The organism is Microbacterium ureisolvens (assembly GCF_019511645.1).
Lineage (GTDB): Bacteria > Actinomycetota > Actinomycetes > Actinomycetales > Microbacteriaceae > Microbacterium > Microbacterium ureisolvens_A.
This window is the reverse complement of record NZ_JAEUAX010000001.1, coordinates 318,267-335,852: the sequence shown is the minus strand read 5'-3', so window position 1 is coordinate 335,852 and position 17,586 is coordinate 318,267. Positions and strand designations below refer to the sequence as shown.

17 protein-coding genes are annotated in these 17,586 nt (G+C 70.0%); 2 read left to right on the top strand and 15 right to left on the bottom strand.

Annotated elements, in window-relative coordinates; translation table 11 throughout:
• Nucleotides 1-34: 34 nt before the first annotated feature.
• The 9 genes from rsfS to rplU all read right to left on the bottom strand — a co-directional run bounded on the left by rsfS (nucleotide 35) and on the right by rplU (nucleotide 6,782).
• On the bottom strand, nucleotides 35-415 hold the full coding sequence (gene rsfS / locus JNB61_RS01600) for a ribosome silencing factor (protein WP_220287525.1): 381 nt from the start codon (nucleotides 413-415) through the stop codon (nucleotides 35-37).
• Nucleotides 415-1,608 (bottom strand): hypothetical protein, encoded by a 1,194-nt coding sequence (locus JNB61_RS01595; protein WP_220338562.1) that lies wholly within the window; start codon nucleotides 1,606-1,608, stop codon nucleotides 415-417. The genes rsfS and JNB61_RS01595 overlap by 1 nt, the downstream gene beginning before the upstream one ends.
• Nucleotides 1,605-2,201, bottom strand: coding sequence for a nicotinate-nucleotide adenylyltransferase (gene nadD / locus JNB61_RS01590; RefSeq protein ID WP_116193242.1), 597 nt, complete (start codon nucleotides 2,199-2,201; stop codon nucleotides 1,605-1,607). Before nadD ends, JNB61_RS01595 begins: the two co-directional genes overlap by 4 nt.
• Before the next feature lie 9 nt (nucleotides 2,202-2,210).
• Complete coding sequence (locus JNB61_RS01585) at nucleotides 2,211-2,435, bottom strand: hypothetical protein (protein ID WP_159843936.1); 225 nt, start codon at nucleotides 2,433-2,435, stop codon at nucleotides 2,211-2,213.
• Between the two features lie 54 nt (nucleotides 2,436-2,489).
• Complete coding sequence (locus JNB61_RS01580) at nucleotides 2,490-3,749, bottom strand: glutamate-5-semialdehyde dehydrogenase (protein WP_220287522.1); 1,260 nt, start codon at nucleotides 3,747-3,749, stop codon at nucleotides 2,490-2,492.
• On the bottom strand, nucleotides 3,746-4,588 hold the full coding sequence (gene proB, locus JNB61_RS01575; protein WP_220338561.1) for a glutamate 5-kinase: 843 nt from the start codon (nucleotides 4,586-4,588) through the stop codon (nucleotides 3,746-3,748). The genes JNB61_RS01580 and proB overlap by 4 nt, the downstream gene beginning before the upstream one ends.
• Nucleotides 4,585-6,093: a GTPase ObgE gene (obgE, locus tag JNB61_RS01570; protein WP_220338560.1), complete on the bottom strand. Its 1,509-nt coding sequence runs from the start codon at nucleotides 6,091-6,093 to the stop codon at nucleotides 4,585-4,587. Before obgE ends, proB begins: the two co-directional genes overlap by 4 nt.
• Nucleotides 6,094-6,197: 104 nt before the next feature.
• Nucleotides 6,198-6,455 carry a 50S ribosomal protein L27 gene (gene rpmA / locus JNB61_RS01565; protein ID WP_109211194.1) on the bottom strand — a complete coding sequence of 86 codons (258 nt, stop codon included), beginning with the start codon at nucleotides 6,453-6,455 and terminating at the stop codon, nucleotides 6,198-6,200.
• Nucleotides 6,456-6,473: 18 nt separating this feature from the next.
• A complete protein-coding gene (rplU, locus tag JNB61_RS01560; protein ID WP_026059456.1) occupies nucleotides 6,474-6,782 on the bottom strand; it encodes a 50S ribosomal protein L21 in 309 nt (102 codons plus the stop codon).
• A gap of 163 nt (nucleotides 6,783-6,945) precedes the next feature.
• On the opposite strand from rplU, the gene JNB61_RS01555 reads away from it, so the two are divergent.
• Nucleotides 6,946-7,212, top strand: coding sequence for a DUF4031 domain-containing protein (locus tag JNB61_RS01555; protein ID WP_220338559.1), 267 nt, complete (start codon nucleotides 6,946-6,948; stop codon nucleotides 7,210-7,212).
• Nucleotides 7,213-7,214: 2 nt separating this feature from the next.
• On the opposite strand, the gene JNB61_RS01550 is transcribed toward JNB61_RS01555, so the two are convergent.
• Both JNB61_RS01550 and JNB61_RS01545 read right to left on the bottom strand, forming a co-directional pair.
• The gene (locus JNB61_RS01550) at nucleotides 7,215-8,309 is read right to left on the bottom strand and encodes a glycosyltransferase (protein ID WP_220338558.1); all 1,095 of its coding nucleotides are present in this window, start codon (nucleotides 8,307-8,309) and stop codon (nucleotides 7,215-7,217) included.
• 103 nt (nucleotides 8,310-8,412) lie between these two features.
• The gene (locus JNB61_RS01545) at nucleotides 8,413-10,893 is read right to left on the bottom strand and encodes a ribonuclease E/G (protein WP_223214560.1); all 2,481 of its coding nucleotides are present in this window, start codon (nucleotides 10,891-10,893) and stop codon (nucleotides 8,413-8,415) included.
• Nucleotides 10,894-11,237: 344 nt separating this feature from the next.
• Between JNB61_RS01545 and JNB61_RS01540 the strand changes: the two genes are divergently transcribed.
• Nucleotides 11,238-11,861 carry a vitamin K epoxide reductase family protein gene (locus JNB61_RS01540; RefSeq protein ID WP_220338557.1) on the top strand — a complete coding sequence of 208 codons (624 nt, stop codon included), beginning with the start codon at nucleotides 11,238-11,240 and terminating at the stop codon, nucleotides 11,859-11,861.
• Between the two features lie 37 nt (nucleotides 11,862-11,898).
• On the opposite strand, the gene ndk is transcribed toward JNB61_RS01540, so the two are convergent.
• From ndk to ileS, 4 genes are read right to left on the bottom strand one after another with little or no spacing between them, the layout of a single operon-like run.
• On the bottom strand, nucleotides 11,899-12,315 hold the full coding sequence (gene ndk / locus JNB61_RS01535; protein WP_220287511.1) for a nucleoside-diphosphate kinase: 417 nt from the start codon (nucleotides 12,313-12,315) through the stop codon (nucleotides 11,899-11,901).
• Between the two features lie 37 nt (nucleotides 12,316-12,352).
• A complete protein-coding gene (locus JNB61_RS01530; RefSeq protein WP_220338556.1) occupies nucleotides 12,353-12,763 on the bottom strand; it encodes a DUF4233 domain-containing protein in 411 nt (136 codons plus the stop codon).
• Nucleotides 12,751-14,109: a bifunctional folylpolyglutamate synthase/dihydrofolate synthase gene (locus tag JNB61_RS01525; protein ID WP_220338555.1), complete on the bottom strand. Its 1,359-nt coding sequence runs from the start codon at nucleotides 14,107-14,109 to the stop codon at nucleotides 12,751-12,753. The genes JNB61_RS01530 and JNB61_RS01525 overlap by 13 nt, the downstream gene beginning before the upstream one ends.
• Nucleotides 14,106-17,489, bottom strand: a complete 3,384-nt coding sequence (gene ileS / locus JNB61_RS01520; RefSeq protein ID WP_220338554.1) for an isoleucine--tRNA ligase — start codon at nucleotides 17,487-17,489, stop codon at nucleotides 14,106-14,108. The genes JNB61_RS01525 and ileS overlap by 4 nt, the downstream gene beginning before the upstream one ends.
• Nucleotides 17,490-17,586: the final 97 nt, after the last annotated feature.

Here is a 17,586-nt window from a genome sequence, read left to right as displayed (position 1 = left end):
TACAACACTCCGAGGGGTGCTCCGTACCAAGGACTCACTCTTCGGCTGTCGCCCGAGCAGGAAGGGTGATCGGAACCACCGGGCAGTCCTTCCACAGCCGCTCCAGGCCGTAGTAGACGCGCTCCTGCTCGTGGAACACGTGCACCACGAGATCGCCGAAATCGATGAGGATCCACCGCGATTCCTCACGCCCCTCGCGACGCAGGCGCTTGTGACCCGCCTCGAGGAGCTTGTCCTCGATCTCGTCGGCGATCGCCGCCACGTTTCGCTCGCTGCGGCCCGTGACCAGCAGGAAGATGTCGACGAGCGGAAGCGGCTCCGACACGTCGAGGGCGACGAGATCCTCGCCGCCCTTGCCGTCTGCGGCTGCCGCAGCGATCTGGAGCATGTCGTGCGACTGCGCGCTCGCCACCATCAGAAGACTCCTGTCACGAAGGCGAGGATCAGAACGCCCACGAGGGCGAGGGCCAGCACGCCCGCGGTGATCGCGAGCGACATCATGAGCTTGCCGCCCTTCTCAGGCACCGGCGGCTTGATGACGTCGCCAGGGGCCTTCACTGTGCTGACGGCAGAACTCGCGGCGATCGGCGTCGGCGACGAATGCGACGGCAGCTCCCCGTCGACGAGCGTCGCGTCGATCTCCTTGCCGTCGGCGGTGCCCTTCGCGTGGCCGGTGGAGCCGAGGCCCTCGGGCAGGTTGAACGTCCCTGTGACGATGACCTCGCCGGTCGCGGTGACGGGCGCCACCAGCGGCGCGACCTCGGGTGCCTGCGACACGATCAGCGCGTTGGGGATCGCGATGGCGCCGGTGGTGCGGGTCAGCAGCTGATCGAATGACGGCGGGAACTCGACCGCAGCGGGCTGGCCGGAGGCCGGTTCCTCGTCGAGCAGGCTGGCGCCGAGGAGTGGGCTCACTGCCTTCGGCGCCGCGGGGGACGCCTCGGGCTCGGCTGCGGACGCCCCGAACACGTCGTCCAACGCGCGGTCGTCGACGTCGGACGCCGCCGGTTCGGCCGCGAAGGCGGGCACAGAGACCGGTGCCGCCGTCGCCGCCTGCTGCCAGCTGGAGGCGGGGGCCGGCGCCGGCGAGGTTTCGGCGTCGCGCGGGATGCCGAACAGCGCGTGCATGCCGCTGTCGGTCGACACCTGCGCGTCGTCCTGTGCAGGGGTGAACAGCGACGGCGCCGGGTCGTCGACGGGCGCCACAGGTGGCGGAGCGACGGGGAAAGCGAAGGCCGGGGCGCTCCCGCCGGTCGCCGCCGCGTGCGCCGCGACGACCTCAGGCGTGATCACGGGGACCGACGCGGTGCGGATGCGCTCCTGCTGACGGGCCTGACGGCGCGTGAGAGGTGACACCCCCAGGTCGACGGCGGAGTCGGGAACGGGTGCAGGGGCCACGGCGGCCGGCTCTGAAGGGCGCGGGAACGGCGCGGGCGGCGGCGTCGACAGTGCGGCGTCGACCGGCACCGCCGAGACGGGCGCGGCGGGAGCGTCGATGGCTCCGTCGGCCGGGGTCGCGGTGATCACGGGGGTGGATCCCGTGTTCCGCAGTTCGCGGATCTGCTTACGGGTGAGGGCTGGCGTCGCCGGGTGCTCGGGTGTACTCATTCCTTGCTCCGGTAGAGATGGTGCTTCGCAATGTATTGGACGACCCCGTCGGGAACGAGGTACCACACGGGGTGTCCTCGCTGAACTCGATCACGGCAATCCGTCGATGAGATAGCGAGGGCGGGGATCTCGAGCTGGCTGACGTCGTCGCTGGGCAGACCGTCGGTGTTCAGAACGTGACCGGGCCTGGAGACCGCGACGAAGTGGGCGAGGTCCCACAACTCATCATGGTCCCTCCAACTGAGAATTTGCGCTATGGCGTCGGCACCGGTGATGAAGAACAGCTCCGCGTCCGGGCGCTGGGCCTTCAGATCGCGGAGCGTGTCGATGGTGTAGGTCGGACCGTCGCGGTCGATGTCGACGCGGCTGACCGTGAACCGAGGGTTGGATGCCGTGGCGATGACGGTCATGAGATAACGATGCTCGCTCGGCGAGACGTCGGCCTTCTGCCACGGCTCGCCCGTAGGCACGAACACGACCTCGTCGAGGTCGAACCATTGCGCCACCTCGCTGGCGGCGACCAGGTGCCCATGATGGATCGGGTCGAACGTGCCGCCCATGACCCCGACTCTCGGGGCTGTCGCCAAGGACATGCAGCAGCCTTAGTGGCCGTGCCCCGCTCGCTGGACGTCGTTCGCGTGCGCCTTGGCATAGGCCTCGGCCTTGTGCGCGTGGCGGTTGGCCACGTTGCGGTACGACAGCGTCACGATCGCCAGCGCGGCGAAGACCACGATCGCGGTGATGCCGTACCCGACGGTCTCGAGGGCGACGTTGCCGTGGTGCTCCGACTCTTCGGCGGCGAGGGCGATGATCGTGGCGAGTGTCATTCGGGCTCCGTTCGGGTTCGCCTCTGGGGCGCGGGACTGGACAAGTCTATTCCGTTACGCGCGGACCTGCCCGGCACCCCGCGCAAGCCACTTCGAGCTCGTCAGTTCAGCGAGGCCCATGGGCCCGCGCGCGTGCAGCTTCTGCGTGGAGATGCCGACCTCGGCGCCGAAGCCGAACTCGCCGCCGTCGGTGAACCGCGTCGATGTGTTGGCCATCACCACGGCCGAATCGACCTCGGCCAGGAAGCGGGCCTCGTTCGCCGCGTCCTGGGTGACGATCGACTCGGTGTGGTGCGTGGAGTAGCGGCGGATGTGCTCGAGCGCGTCGTCCAGATCGTCGACGACGCGCATCGCCAGGTCGAGGCTGAGGTACTCGGTCGCCCAGTCCTCGTCGGTGGCGGGAGTCACGCCCGTTGCGAGGCGCTCGATGGTCGCGTCGCCGTGGACGGTCACACCGCTCTGCTGCAGTGCCGTGACGACCGGGCCGACGAGGCGGTCGGCCGCGCCTCGGTGCACGAGGACGGTCTCGACGGCATTGCACACGCTCGGCCGCTGGGTCTTGGCATTCACCACGATGTCGCGCGCCCAGTCCAGAGGTGCGGTCTCGTCGAGGACGATGTGCACGACGCCGGCGCCGGTCTCGATGACGGGAACGGATGACTCGGTCACGACCGTCTCGATCAGCTGCGCGCTGCCGCGCGGCACGAGCACGTCGACGATGCCTCGTGCATGCATGAGCTCACGGGCACCCTCGCGACCGAACTCGTCCACCGTCTGGATGGCCTCCGGGTCGATGCCGCGCTCGGCCAGCGCGTCCCGCATCGCGCGCACGAGGGCCGCGTTGGTGTGCTCGGCGGCCGTGCCGCCGCGCAGCACGACCGCGTTGCCGGAGCGCAGGGCGAGGGCGGCGATGTCGACGGTGACGTTGGGTCGGGCTTCGTAGATGGATCCCACCACGCCGAACGGCACGGCGATCTTGGTGAGCGACACGCCGTTCTGCAGCGTCCGCTCATCGAGGACCCGGCCGACGGGGTCCGGCAGGGCGGCGATCTCGCGCACCGCGGCGGCGAGGGATGCGACGCGCGGCTCGTCCAGCCGCAGACGGTCCTGCAGAGCGGTCGAAAGCCCTGTCTCGCTGCCGCGCCGGAGGTCATCTGCGTTGGCCGCCACGATCTCCGCGGTCGCAGCCTCGATGGCGTCGGCGATCGCAAGGAGCGCATCGCGCTTCGCTTCGTCGCCGAGGAGGCCGATACTGCGCGCGGCGTCCTTGGCGAGCAGCATCCGTTCGCGTGCCGTCGTGGCGGTGGTGGTCATCCGCCCAGTGTATCGACCGCGGTGCGCACAGGACCCGTCGCGGCGGGCGCCGTGGGCTCCGGATTGGGCTGGAACCATGTGCCGATCTCGTCGCCGGAGAGCGCTTCGCCCACGAGGTCCGCGCTGGTGACCAGGACGCCGATTCCGGATGCTGCGGCCAGTCGCGCGGCGGAGACCTTCGTCGCCGCTCCCCCGGTGCCGACGCTGTTGACGACGACCGAGCCGAACTCGAAGCCGTGCAGGTCGTCGCCGTAGATCACATGCGGGATCGGCCGAGCGCCGGGCTCGTCCGGCGGACGCGTGTACAGGCACTCGATGTCGCTCAGGAGAACTAGGGCGTCGGCTCCGATCAGCTGAGCGACGAGCGCGGCGAGCCGGTCGTTGTCGCCGAAGCGGATCTCATGGGTCGCGACGGTGTCGTTCTCGTTGACGATCGGGAGGATGCGCAGGCCCAGGAGCCGCTCCATGGCGCGACGCGCGTTGGATCGGTGCGTTGCGTTCTCGAGGTCACCGGCGGTCAGGAGCACCTGGCCCGCCATGATGCGGAACGGGCGCAGCGCTTCCTGGTAGCGGTAGATGAGCACGTTCTGCCCCACGGCGGCGGCCGCCTGCTGGGTCGCGAGGTCGCTCGGACGCTCATCGAGCAGCAGGTACGGCATGCCCGTCGCGATGGCACCGGACGAAACGAGCACGACCTCAGTACCACGTCCGTGGGCGGCGGCGAGGGCGTCGACGATCGGCTTGATCTTGTGCGCGTTGTCGCCGCTGATCGATGAGGATCCGACCTTGACGACGACGCGGCGGGCGAACGGGAGGTCGCTGCGCTCCCGCGCGCTCATTCCGCGTCCTCCTGGTCGCGATAGCGCTCGGCGATCCGCTCGGCCTCCAGCTCGGCCCGCGCCTCGGCCTTGGCGTCCATCATGTCGTGGTACCGCTCGCGGCGCTCCGACGTCGTGCGGCGGTTGTCGCGGAGCAGGCGCGGGTCGGTGCCGCGCGGCGCCGTCATCAGCTCCGCGTTCGAGGAGATCGAGGGCTCCCAGTCGAAGACGATGCCGTCGCCCTCGCCGATGACCACGGTCGCGCCGGGTGTCGCACCCGCGCGGAACAGCTCATCCTCGACGCCGAGCTTCTCCAGGCGATCGCCCAGGTAGCCGACGGCTTCCTCGTTCTGGAAGTCGGTCTGCTGCACCCACTTGAGCGGCTTGTCGCCGAGGATGCGGTAGATGTTGCCGTAGGTGCCGCCTTCGACGCGGACCGAGAACTCCTTCTCCGAGCCCTTGGGACGGATGACGATGCGCTCGGGAGCGGGAGCGGCGGCCCGCTCGGCGCGGTGCTGGGCCACGATGTCGCCGAGCGCGAAGGTCAGCTGACGCAGGCCCTCGTGGCTCACGGTCGAGATCCCGAATACGCGGAAGCCGCGAGCCTCGAGGTCGGGGCGGACGAGGTCCGCAAGATCCTTCGCCTCGGGGACGTCCACCTTGTTGAGTGCGACCAGCTGCGGGCGCTCGAGGAGCGGAAGCTGCCCGTCGGGGACGGGGTACGCGGCGAGTTCGGCCAGGATGACATCGAGGTCGCTGAGCGGGTCGCGACCCGGCTCGAGGGTCGCACAGTCCAGGACGTGGACGAGCGCCGTGCAGCGCTCGACGTGCCGCAGGAACTCCAGGCCCAGGCCCCTGCCTTCGCTCGCACCCTCGATGAGGCCGGGGACATCGGCGACGGTGAAGCGCTGCTCGCCCGCCTGCACGACGCCGAGATTCGGATGGAGCGTGGTGAAGGGGTAGTCGGCGATCTTCGGCCGAGCGGCCGAGATCGCGGCGATGAGACTCGACTTGCCCGCTGAGGGGAAGCCGACGAGCGCGACGTCGGCGACGGTCTTCAGCTCGAGGAGGATGTCGCCCTCCCAGCCGGGCGTGCCGAGCAGTGCGAAGCCCGGCGCCTTGCGCTTGGGGTTGGCGAGGGCTGCGTTGCCGAGCCCGCCGAGTCCGCCGGGGGCCGCGACGAAGCGCATGCCCGGCTCGATCATGTCGACGAGGACCTCGCCGGAGGCGTCCTTCACGACCGTGCCGACGGGCACGGGCAGCTCGAGCGGCTCGCCGGCGGCGCCCGAACGATGGTCGCCCATGCCGAAGCCCCCGTTTCCGCTGGAGCGGTGGGGCGAGTGGTGGTACGACAGCAGCGTGGTGACCTGCGGGTCGGCCACGAGCACGACGTCGCCGCCGTGACCGCCGTTACCGCCGTCAGGCCCGGCGAGCGGCTTGAACTTCTCGCGCTTGACCGAGACGCAGCCGTTGCCGCCCTTTCCGGCACGCAGGTGAAGCGTCACCCGATCGACGAACGTGACCATGCGGTCCCCCTCAGGTCTGGATGCTCCCGGGCGAGCCGGGAAAGGATAAAGGGAAGGGGCGAGCCGAAGCCCGCCCCTTCCGGAAGTCTGTGCGAGTCGCTGGATTACTCCGCGACCGCCACGACGTTGACGACCTTGCGGCCGCCCTTGTGGCCGAACTCGACCGCGCCCGCGGCAAGCGCGAACAGCGTGTCGTCGCCACCGCGGCCGACGTTGGCGCCCGGGTGGAAGTGCGTGCCACGCTGGCGGACGAGGATCTCGCCGGCGTTGACGGCCTGGCCGCCGAAACGCTTCACGCCGAGGCGCTGAGCGTTGGAGTCACGACCGTTGCGGGTGGAGCTTGCGCCCTTTTTGTGTGCCATCTCTGCGTCTCCTGTGGCTTACTTGATGCCGGTGACCTTGACGCGCGTGAGGTCCTGACGGTGCCCCTGGCGCTTCTTGTAGCCGGTCTTGTTCTTGAACTTCTGGATCACGATCTTCGGGCCGCGCTCCTCACCGAGCACCTCGGCGGTCACGGTGACCTTCGCGAGCTTGTCGGCGTCGGTCGTGACGGTGTCACCGTCGACGAAGAGCACCGCGGGCAGCTCGATCTTGTCGCCGATCTTCGCGGCCTGACGGTCGAGAACGACGATCGTGCCGACCTCGACCTTCTCCTGCCGGCCGCCGGCGCGCACAACTGCGTAAACCACTTCACACCTGTTTCTTCTGGGAGCACGCGCACGCACTCGGGGACGTCAATGAAGACTTGGTGCGGATATCTCGACGCACCAAGGGTCTACTTTACCAGATGCCAGAACACTCCGCGAAAGCGGACGTGCCCGTGTCGCGGCATCCGGTGCGTAGTATCTGCTCGTGGCGATCCTCATCGACGATCCTCTCTGGCCGGCGCACGGCCGGCTGTGGGCGCACCTGGTGACCGACACCGACCTCGCGGAGCTTCACGCCTTCGCGGCCGCCAACGGCATCCCTGCGCGCGGATTCGACCTGGACCACTACGACGTTCCGGAAGAGGCGCACGCGCGCCTGGTCGCCGCCGGCGCCCAGCACGTCACCGGTCACGAGCTGGTGCGACGCCTCATCGCCTCCGGACTCCGGGTGCGCGGGCGCGACCGCCACTGACCTCACCGCCCGGCATCCGCCGACAGCTCCAGCACGTCCGCCGCGCGGCCCGGGCCGTCGAGCGTGCGGATCGCATCGCCCAGCCGGCGCGCGCGATCCCGCATGGCATCGTCGCCGAGGGCGTGCCTGATCGCCCGTCGGATCGTCGCGGCATCAGTGCGGCGCGACATCGTCGCACCCACGCCTGCACGCGCGACCGCTCGACCGACGCGGGGCTGATCCGACGTCGCGTCGAGCGGGAGCACCAGCACCGGCACGCCGTGCGCGAGCGCCGCGACCGTGGTGCCGTGCCCGCCGTGACCCACCAGTACCGTGGCGTTCGGCAACAGCTCGTCGTGGGGCATCCATTCGTGCACCTCGATGCCGTGAGGAACGCGCACCTCCCCCACCGCCATCGCGGGCCCGAGCGTGGCGACCACTCGCACGTCGAGGCCCTCGACGGCGTCGAGAACGCGCTGCCACGTCGTGACCAGATCGGGGAACCGGAAGGTGCTGAGGCTCAGCACCACCGTCGGCGCGGCGGGCTGTGCTGAGACAGCACGCGTCATCGCGCCGGTGTAGACCACCTCCCCCGGCGCGGCGGAGAGCGCGGGCCGCGACGGGAACGGGACGTCGAAGCCCGGAACGGATGCCACCAGCACAGGCGTCGCGTGCCGTCGGGGAGTGCGAACCCGCACTCCGCGAGGCCAGAGCACGACCTCGAGGACCCGCGATCCGGAGGCCAGGAAGTCGTGCAGCGTGTGCTCGAGCACCGCGAAACGCTGCCCCATCCGGTCGAGGACGTCGAGGACGGCGAGGAGCATGCAATCGACGACCACGACATCAGCCGGGAAGGCGGCCAGCTGCGCCACTGTGTCGTCGGCGAGGCCGTAGTCGGTGAACAGCCGCAGCAAGCCCACCGGCCGCGGATCGAGCACGAAGCCAGGTGCGCTCGTGAACGGCGCGAATGCCAGCCCCGCCGCGCGGTAGGCGTCCGTCTGGGAATCATGGCCGAGGACCCGCACCTCGTGCCCGCGTTCCGCCAGCGCTCGTGCGATCGTGATGGTCGGCATGCGGTTGCCGCCGCCGTCCCACGTCACGAAGACGTAGCGCGCCATCGTGCCCCCGTTCCCCAGCTCCCGGGGCTCACACTATCGACGGGGCGCGTCGGCGGACAGGGGGCCGCGCCGTCCCGGCAGGAGCCGGGACGGCGCGATGGGCTCAGTCCTCGGAGGGCGTGTGGGGCACGGGAGTTCCCGTGAGCGCCGCGGTCGTCACGCGACGACGGGAGCGTCCCTGCCCCGGGGCCTTGGGCTCGGGAAGGGCGTTCAGCACGGAGTCGAGGAGGAGATCCTTCTCGGTGCGGTTCTCCTTCTTCGCGCCGGAATCCTGGCGCTTCTTGCGCGGCTTCTTCGGACGCTCGACCGGAGCCTGCTCGACGACGGGAGCCGCCTCGACGTGCGGTGCCTCCTCGCCGTGGTGGATCGTCGATGCCGCGATCTGAGCGAGCGCCGACTTCACGCCCTCGGTGATCACGTGCGTGCCGTTGGAGCCGCCGCCGGTCGAGGGGGCCGTGGCACCCCCGCGCGGACGACGACCGGACGACGGCGCCCCGTTCGCCGCGGGGACGCGGTGCTTCACGACCGGGTCGTGGTGCACGATGAGTCCGCGCCCGGCACAGACCTCGCAGGGCTCGCTGAAGGTCTCGAGCAGGCCGAGGCCCAGCTTCTTGCGGGTCATCTGCACGAGCCCGAGGGACGTGACCTCTGCCACCTGGTGCTTGGTGCGGTCCCGGCTCAGGCATTCGACGAGGCGGCGCAGCACGAGGTCCCGGTTGGACTCCAGAACCATGTCGATGAAGTCCACCACGATGATGCCGCCGATGTCGCGCAGCCGAAGCTGGCGCACGATCTCCTCCGCGGCCTCGAGGTTGTTCTTCGTGACCGTCTCCTCGAGGTTGCCGCCGGACCCGACGAACTTGCCGGTGTTGACGTCGACGACCGTCATCGCCTCGGTGCGGTCGATCACGAGGGAGCCCCCGGAGGGCAGCCACACCTTGCGGTCGAGGGCCTTCTCGATCTGCTCGGTCACCCGGAACACGTCGAACGGGTCGTGCTCGCCCTCGTAGCGCTCCACGCGCTCGAGGAGGTCGGGCGCCACGGACTCGAGATACTTCGAGATCGTGTGATGGGCATCGTCGCCCTGGATGAGCATCTTCGAGAAGTCCTCGTTGAAGACGTCGCGGACGATCTTGACGAGGAGATCCGGCTCGGAATGCAGGAGCGCCGGCGCCTGGATCGTCTCGATCTGCTTCGAGATGTGCTCCCACTGGTTGGTGAGGCGCTGCACATCCCGCGTCAGCTGGTCCTCGGTGGCGCCTTCCGCGGCGGTGCGGACGATGACGCCGGACGACTCGGGCAGCACCTCTTTGAGGATCTTCTTGAGGCGGGCACGCTCGGTGTCGGGGAGCTTGCGCGAGATGCCGTTCATGTTGCCGCCCGGCACGTACACCAGGTAGCGGCCCGGGAGCGAGATCTGGCTCGTGAGGCGCGCTCCCTTGTGCCCGACCGGATCCTTCGTGACCTGCACCAGCACGCGGTCGCCGGTCTTCAGCGCGAGCTCGATCCGGCGGGGCTGGTTGCCGGTCTCGACGGCGTCCCAATCGACCTCGCCCGAGTACAGCACGGCGTTGCGGCCGCGGCCGATGTCGACGAAGGCGGCCTCCATGCTCGGCAGCACGTTCTGGACGCGGCCGAGGTACACGTTGCCGATGAGCGACGCGTCCTGGTTGCGCGCGACGTAGTGCTCGACGAGCACGTTGTCTTCGAGCACGGCGATCTGGATGCGGCCGTTGCGCGAGCGCACGATCATGTCGCGGTCGACCGCCTCACGGCGAGCCAGGAACTCCGCCTCGGTCACGACCGCACGCCGGCGGCCGGCCTCGCGGCCGTCGCGACGGCGCTGCTTCTTGGCCTCGAGCCGCGTCGAGCCCTTGATGCGCTGCGGCTCAGTGATGAGCTCGACGGCCCGCTGACGGGGCTGCGACGGCTCGGAGGGAGCGGATGCCTCGTCCCGGCCCTCGCCGCGACGACGGCTGCGGCGGCGCGAGGTGCCGGACGACGCAGCCGCATCGGGCTCCGCCTCGGGCTGCGGCCGACCCGGACGCGCCGGAAGCGGCGTGATCTCGGGCGCGTAGAACATCAGCTGGGTCGATACCGCCGATACGAAGACCTCGGGCAGCAGGCCCAGACTCACCGCGGTCACGGCTGCGGGCTCAGCGGGGTCCTGCGGCTCCGCGGGAACCTCGGGCCCCGCCGGCGTCTCGGACTCCTCGGGCGTCGCGGGCTCCGCGGCGCGCTCGGCTGCCGGCGCCGCCTCTGCGTCGAGGGCCTCTGCGGCCGGCTCGGGCGTCGACCCGATTTCGGGCTCGGGCGCGACGTCAGCGGCGGCATCCGGCCGCGGCTCCGCGGGAGACTCCTCCACGGGAGACTCCTCCGCGGGAGCTGCATCCAGTGCCTCGAGCGCGGCCTCGGGCGTCTCGGCCGGGCTCGCCTCGGCCGGCTCGGAGACCTCGGTGGGCTCCTGCGCATCCTCGACCGGCGCGTCCGCGTCAGCCGCGGACGGTGCCCCGTCGCCCGCTGATGTCAGCGGCGCGTCGGGTTCGGCCTGAGGGGTGAATTCTGCATCGGTTCCATCAGCCATCACTGGCGTACTCCTAGCGGGGCGACACCGCGCGTCGCCCGGCGAAATCTCGTGCGGCGCCGCCCCTGCCCCTGTGGACGGGGTGGTGCCGCGAACTCACTCGGTCTGCAGCGGTCGTCCGGCGCTAGGCGGATGCTCGCGCTGCCAAGGGCATTCGTCGCCCTGAAGTCTTCTGGTGATGATCACCACGGCGCGGCCGTGAGTCATCGCCCCCCATTATCGCACTTCCCCCGCCAGAATGCCCATTCGCCCGGCGGTCAGGCCTTCCCCACGCCGCAGATCGGCGATTTGCCACGGCCCGGGGGTGCGGCATCCGTGCAGATCTCGATGCCATAATCCGAGGCATGCCCGACCAGCAGACCCACTCCCGTCCGACCGGACTCGCCATATGGCTCGTGATCGCGGGTGTGATCGGGTGGTGGGCCGCTTTCTCCCTCACGGTCGAGAAACTCGAGAAGCTCGCGAACCCCGATGCGATCGCCTCGTGCGATCTGAGCGTGCTGGTGCAGTGCAGCGCGAACCTCGACTCGTGGCAGGGCAGCCTGTTCGGATTCCCGAACCCGATCCTCGGGCTCACCGGCTGGGTCGCACCGATCGTCGTCGGCATGGCGATCCTGGCTCGCGCTCGATTCGCCCGCTGGTTCTGGTGGTGCTTCTGGGCCGGCATCGCGCTGGCCTTCGGCTTCGTGATCTGGCTCATCAGCCAGAGCATCTACGCACCGAACCTGCACACCCTGTGCCCGTGGTGCATGGTGACGTGGGCGGTCACGATCCCGACCTTCTACGCGGTGACCCTTCACATGCTGCGCGCCGGCGTGTTCCCGGCATCCGATCGGGTCCGCGATGTCGCCGACCGCCTGATGGTCTGGGTGCCGCTGGCGGCGATCGTCAGCTACGCGATCATCCTGCTGCTCGCCCAGCTCGAGATGAACGCGGTCGTCGACATCTGGCAGACGCTGTTCGGGTGAGCTCCGGACGCGGTCCGGGGCTCACCCGATACCGCCGTCAGCCGAACCAGATGCCGAGCTCGCGCGCGGCGGACTCGGGGCTGTCGGAGCCGTGCACCAGGTTCTGCTGCACCTTCAGGCCCCAGTCGCGGCCGAAGTCGCCGCGGACCGTGCCGGGGGCGGCCGTCGTCGGGTCGGTCGTGCCCGCCAGCGAGCGGAATCCCTCGATCACGCGGTTGCCGGCGAGGCGGATTGCGACCGACGGGCCCGACATCATGAACTCGAGCAGCGGCTCGTAGAACGGCTTGCCCTCGTGCTCGGCGTAGTGGCGCTCGAGGGTCTCGCGATCGGGCTCGACCAGGCGGATGTCGACGAGGGCGTACCCCTTCGCCTCGATGCGGGCGAGGATAGCGCCGGTGAGGCCGCGAGCGACGCCGTCGGGCTTGACGAGGACGAGGGTCTCTTCGATGGGCATGCGGGACCTTTCGTTGCTGATCAGGCGTGGGGAGGAGTCAGTGTTCTTCGGGAGATCGGGCGGCGAGGCGCGCGTTGCGCCGGTCGAGAGCGGCCCCCTTGATCGTCGCATACCCGTACATGGCTCCGAAAATGAGCGCGATGATCGCGAGCGCCGGCACGAGGAAGGCGCCGAGCAGGACGATCACCTGCAGCACCCAGCCGAGCACGATGCCCCATCGGTAGCGGACGAGGCGCGTGGTGAGGATCATGAGCAACGCGAGCACGGCGCCGGCGACGATGCCCCACCAGGGCGGGATCGACGCCGGCAGCGCCTTCAGGCCGTACACCACGAGCCCCCCGAGGAACACGACGATCGACTCGAAGCCGAGCACGATCGTGGCCAGCGACTCCGCGGCGCCGCGGGGGCGGCGGGGCGTGGGCTGCGTGGGGGCGGTCACTCGTTCCACCCGGCCTTCCAGTCCTCATCGGCGGCGAGGGCGAGCGCCTCACCCGCGAGCACGACCGATCCTGCGATCACGACGGCGCGCCGATCGGATGCCGCCGCCCACGCGCGCGCCGCCTCCGCGGCGTCGGCGAGGTCGCGGTGCACGGAGACCCGCAGATCGTGCGCCTCCGCCAGATCGGCGATGGCGTCCGCGTCCTCCGCACGCTCGGAGTCGGGAGCGGTGGCGAACACGTGGGCCGCCACGGGAGCGATCTCCGCGACGATCCCTGCCGCATCCTTGTCGGAGAGCACGCCGAGCACGACGCCCCACTCGTCGAAGTCGAACGATTCGCGCAGCGCGGTCACGAGGGCGCGCGCACCGTGGGGATTGTGGGCGGCGTCGACGAGCACGGTCGGGGCGGCGCCGATCAATTGGAGACGCCCGGGCGAGGTCACTGCGCCGAGCCCCTCCGCCAGCACGTCTGCGGCGATCGGCTGCGACGCGCCGCCCACGAGGGACTCGACGGCCGCGATCGCGAGCGCGGCGTTGAAGCCCTGATGGGCGCCGTACAGGGGAAGGTATTCGTCCTCGTACGTGCCGGCCAGGCCGCGGACGCTGATCTGCTGTCCGCCGACGGCGAGTCGCTGCTGCGCGAGCGCGAACTCGGCGCCTTCGAAGGCGATCGAGGCGCCGCGGGCGGCGGCTGCCTCACGGAGCACCGACTCGGCGGCAGCAACCTGCCGTGCCGAGACGACCGCCGCGCCGTCCTTGATGATGCCCGCCTTGACGCTCGCGATCTCCGCGATGGTGTCGCCGAGACGATCCGCGTGATCGAGGTCGATCGGTGCGAACACCGCCACGTCGCCATCTGCGGTGTTCGTGGAGTCCCACGACCCGCCCATGCCCACCTCGAGCACGAGCACGTCGATCGGCGCATCGGCGAAGGCGACGAACGCCAGCACCGTGAGCAGCTCGAAGAACGTGAGCGCCGCATCGCCGTTCGCGGCGAGTTCGCTATCCACGAGGTCGACGAACGGTTCGATCTCGTCCCACGCGTCAGCGACCGCGGCATCGTCGATCGGCTCGCCGTCGACCATGATCCGCTCGGTGAACCGCTCGAGGTGGGGACTGGTGAACAGGCCCGTGCGCAGTCCGTGCGCCCGCACGAGGCTCTCGATCATGCGGCTCGTCGACGTCTTTCCGTTCGTGCCGGTGACGTGCACGACGCGGTACGTCTTCTGCGGGTCGTCGAGCAGCTCGAGCACTCGTCGTGTGCGCTCGACCCGGGGCTCGACCCACCGCTCACCCTGGCGCTGCAGGAGCGCCTCGTAGACGGCGTCGGCGCGCTGCCGGTCGCGATCGCTCATGCCCGCGCCCCCGTTCTGCCGACCGAGACGGTGAAGGCGCCGCGATTGGCATAGGTTCCCGCGGCGACCACCGCCTCGTACTCGATGGCGCTCCCGGAATCACCGGATGCTGCGAGCTCGGCCGTCCGCGTCCGCACCGAGTGCGCGAGGGCCAGTGTCTCACCTGCCACGTCGGCGACGTCGAAGGCCGCGGCGACGGCCCCGCCGTCGGCATCGTCGTCGAAGACGAGATCGAGGCGGATCCGGTCGCTGACGTCGAAGCCGGCGGCCTTGCGGGTGTCCTGCACGGCGCGGATCACGTCGCGTGCCAGGCCCTCGGCCTCGAGGTCGGGCGTCGTCGTGGTGTCGAGCAGCACGAAGCCCTCACCCGCCAGCAGCGCGATCGCCGTCCCCTCGGCGACGCCGCCGGCCTCGAGTGTGAGGTCGTACTCCCCCGGCTCCAGGGCGATGCCGTCGACGACCACGACGCCGTCGCGTTCCTCCCAGACGCCCGCCTTCGCACCCGAGATGACGTGCTGGACCTGCTTGCCCAGACGCGGGCCCGCGGCGCGCGCGTTCACGGTGAGACGCTTGCTGATGCCGTAGCGCTCCGACACATCATCGCCGAGCTCGATCAGCTCCACCGACTTCACGTTGAGCTCGTCGCGCAGGATGCCGTCGAACTGTGCGAGGGATGCAGCATCCGCAACCGCCACCGTCAGGCTCGGAAGCGGCAGACGCACGCGACGGCCCTCCTTCTTGCGCAGCGCATTCGCGACGCTGGATGCCTCGCGGACGGCGTCCATCGCGGCGCGGATGTCGTCCGCGGCAGGGAAGGCGTCGGCGTCGGGCCAGTCCTGCAGGTGAACGCTGCGCCCGCCGGTGAGACCCTGCCAGACCTTCTCGGAGACCAGCGGGATGAGCGGCGCGGCCACGCGGGTGAGGGTCTCGAGCACGGTGTAGAGCGTGTCGAAAGCCTCACGGCTCTTCGGGTCGTCGGACACGCCCACCCAGAACCGGTCGCGCGAGCGGCGGATGTACCAGTTGGTGAGCGCCTCCGCGAAGTCGCGCAGCTTCGCCGCGGCCAGCGTCGAGTCGAGCACCTCGAGGTCGGCGGCGACATCACGGACGAGGTCGCCGGTCAGCGCCAGGATGTAGCGGTCGAGCACGTCGGTGGAGTCGGTGCGCCACGACGCCTGGTACCCCTCGCCGGCGGCGCCGCCCGCGGCGTTGGCGTACGTCGCGAAGAAGTACCAGGCGTTCCACACCGGCAGCAGGAACTCGCGGACGCCCGCGCGGATGCCCTCCTCGGTCACGATGAGGTTGCCGCCGCGCAGCACCGAACTCGACATCAGGAACCAGCGCATCGCGTCGGAGCCGTCACGGTCGAACACCTCGCTGACGTCCGGATAGTTGCGCAGCGACTTCGACATCTTCAGCCCGTCGCTGCCCAGCACGATCCCGTGACACGAGACTCCGGTGAACGCGGGACGGTCGAACAGCGCGGTCGAGAGCACGTGCATGACGTAGAACCAGCCGCGCGTCTGCCCGATGTACTCGACGATGAAGTCCGCCGGGGAGTGCTCGTCGAACCACTGCTGGTTCTCGAACGGGTAGTGCACCTGCGCGTAGGGCATGGAACCCGAGTCGAACCACACGTCGAAGACGTCCTCGATGCGACGCATCGTGCTCTTGCCGGTGGGATCGTCGGGGTTCGGGCGCGTCAGGTCGTCGATGTATGGGCGGTGGAGGTCCACCTCGCCCTCGGCGTTGCGCGGCAGGCGGCCGAAGTCTCGCTCGAGCTCCTCGAGCGAGCCGTACACGTCGACGCGCGGGTGCTCCGGGTCGTCGCTCTTCCACACGGGGATCGGCGAGCCCCAGTACCGGTTGCGGCTGATCGACCAGTCGCGCGCGCCCTCGAGCCACTTGCCGAACTGGCCGTGCTTGACGTTCTCGGGCACCCACGTGATCTGCTCGTTGCCCGCGAGCATGCGGTCCTTGATGTCGGTGACGCGCACGAACCAGCTCGACACGGCGCGGTAGATGAGCGGGTTCCGGCAGCGCCAGCAGTGCGGGTACGAGTGCTCGTAGCTCGCCTCGCGCAGGAGGCGGCCCTCCTGCTTCAGCAGGCGGATGAGCGGCCGGTTGGCGTCCATCCACAGCTCGCCGGCGACATCCGTCACCTGCGGGAGGAAGCGTCCGCCGTCGTCGAGGCTCATGATGAGCGGGATGCCGGCGGCCTCGGTGACCCGCTGGTCGTCCTCACCGAAGGCCGGGGCCTGGTGGACGATGCCGGTGCCGTCGCCGGTGGTGACGTAGTCGTCGACGAGGATGCGCCAGGCGTTCTGCGTGCGCCAGATCGAGGCATCCGCGTAGTAGTCGAACAGTCGGTCGTAGGCGACGTCCTCGAGCTCGGAGCCGAGGATCGTGCGCTCGACGGCCTCGCGGGCGGCGTCGGCGGAGTCGTAGCCGAGGTCTTTCGCGTAGCCGGCGAGCAGCTCCTCGGCGAGGAGGTAGCGGTGCGACTCGGCCTCGGCCCTGTCGTCGTCGCGATGCACGTCGGCGGCGCCGTTCGGCCCTCCCGGCACCACGACGTAGCGGATGTCGGGTCCCACAGCGAGGGCGAAGTTCGTGGGCAGCGTCCACGGGGTCGTGGTCCACGCGAGCGCACGCACCGCGGTGAGTCCGAGCGCCTCCGCCTTGGCTCCCACCAGGGGGAAGGTGATCGTGACGGACGGGTCCTGGCGCATCTTGTAGACGTCGTCGTCCATGCGCAGCTCGTGCGCCGACAGCGGCGTCTCGTCGCGCCAGCAGTACGGCAGCACGCGGTGCCCCTCGTACGCGAGGCCCTTGTCGTAGATCGTCTTGAACGCCCACAGCACGGATTCCATGTACGTGAGGTCGAGCGTCTTGTAGCCGCGCTCGAAGTCCACCCACCGCGCCTGGCGTGTGACGTAGTCCTCCCACTCCCGCGTGTACGCCAGGACCGACTCGCGCGACTTCGCGTTGAACGTGGCGATGCCCATCGCCTCGATCTCGCTCTTCTCGGTGATGCCGAGCTGCTTCATCGCCTCGAGCTCAGCGGGAAGCCCGTGGGTGTCCCAGCCGAAGACACGGTCGACCTTCTTGCCGCGCATGGTCTGGAAGCGCGGGAACACGTCCTTCGCGTAGCCGGTGAGGAGGTGACCGTAGTGCGGCAGTCCGTTGGCGAAGGGCGGCCCGTCGTAGAACACCCATTCCTCGGCGCCGTCACGCTGGTCGATCGAGGCGCGGAAGGTGCGGTCGGCCTCCCAGAACGCGAGCGTCTCCTGCTCGATCTGGGGGAAGCGCGGGCTCGGAACGACGGGGGCCGGCGCGACATCGGCCGCGGGCCCGAAGGCGGAGGGGCGGGGGTAGGTCATCTTCTCTCGCAGGTGCTCGCTCGTGTGCTTCCTGCCGGGACGACACTGCCTGGATCCGTGACCAGACGTACCGCGGTACCACCCTGCATTGACGACG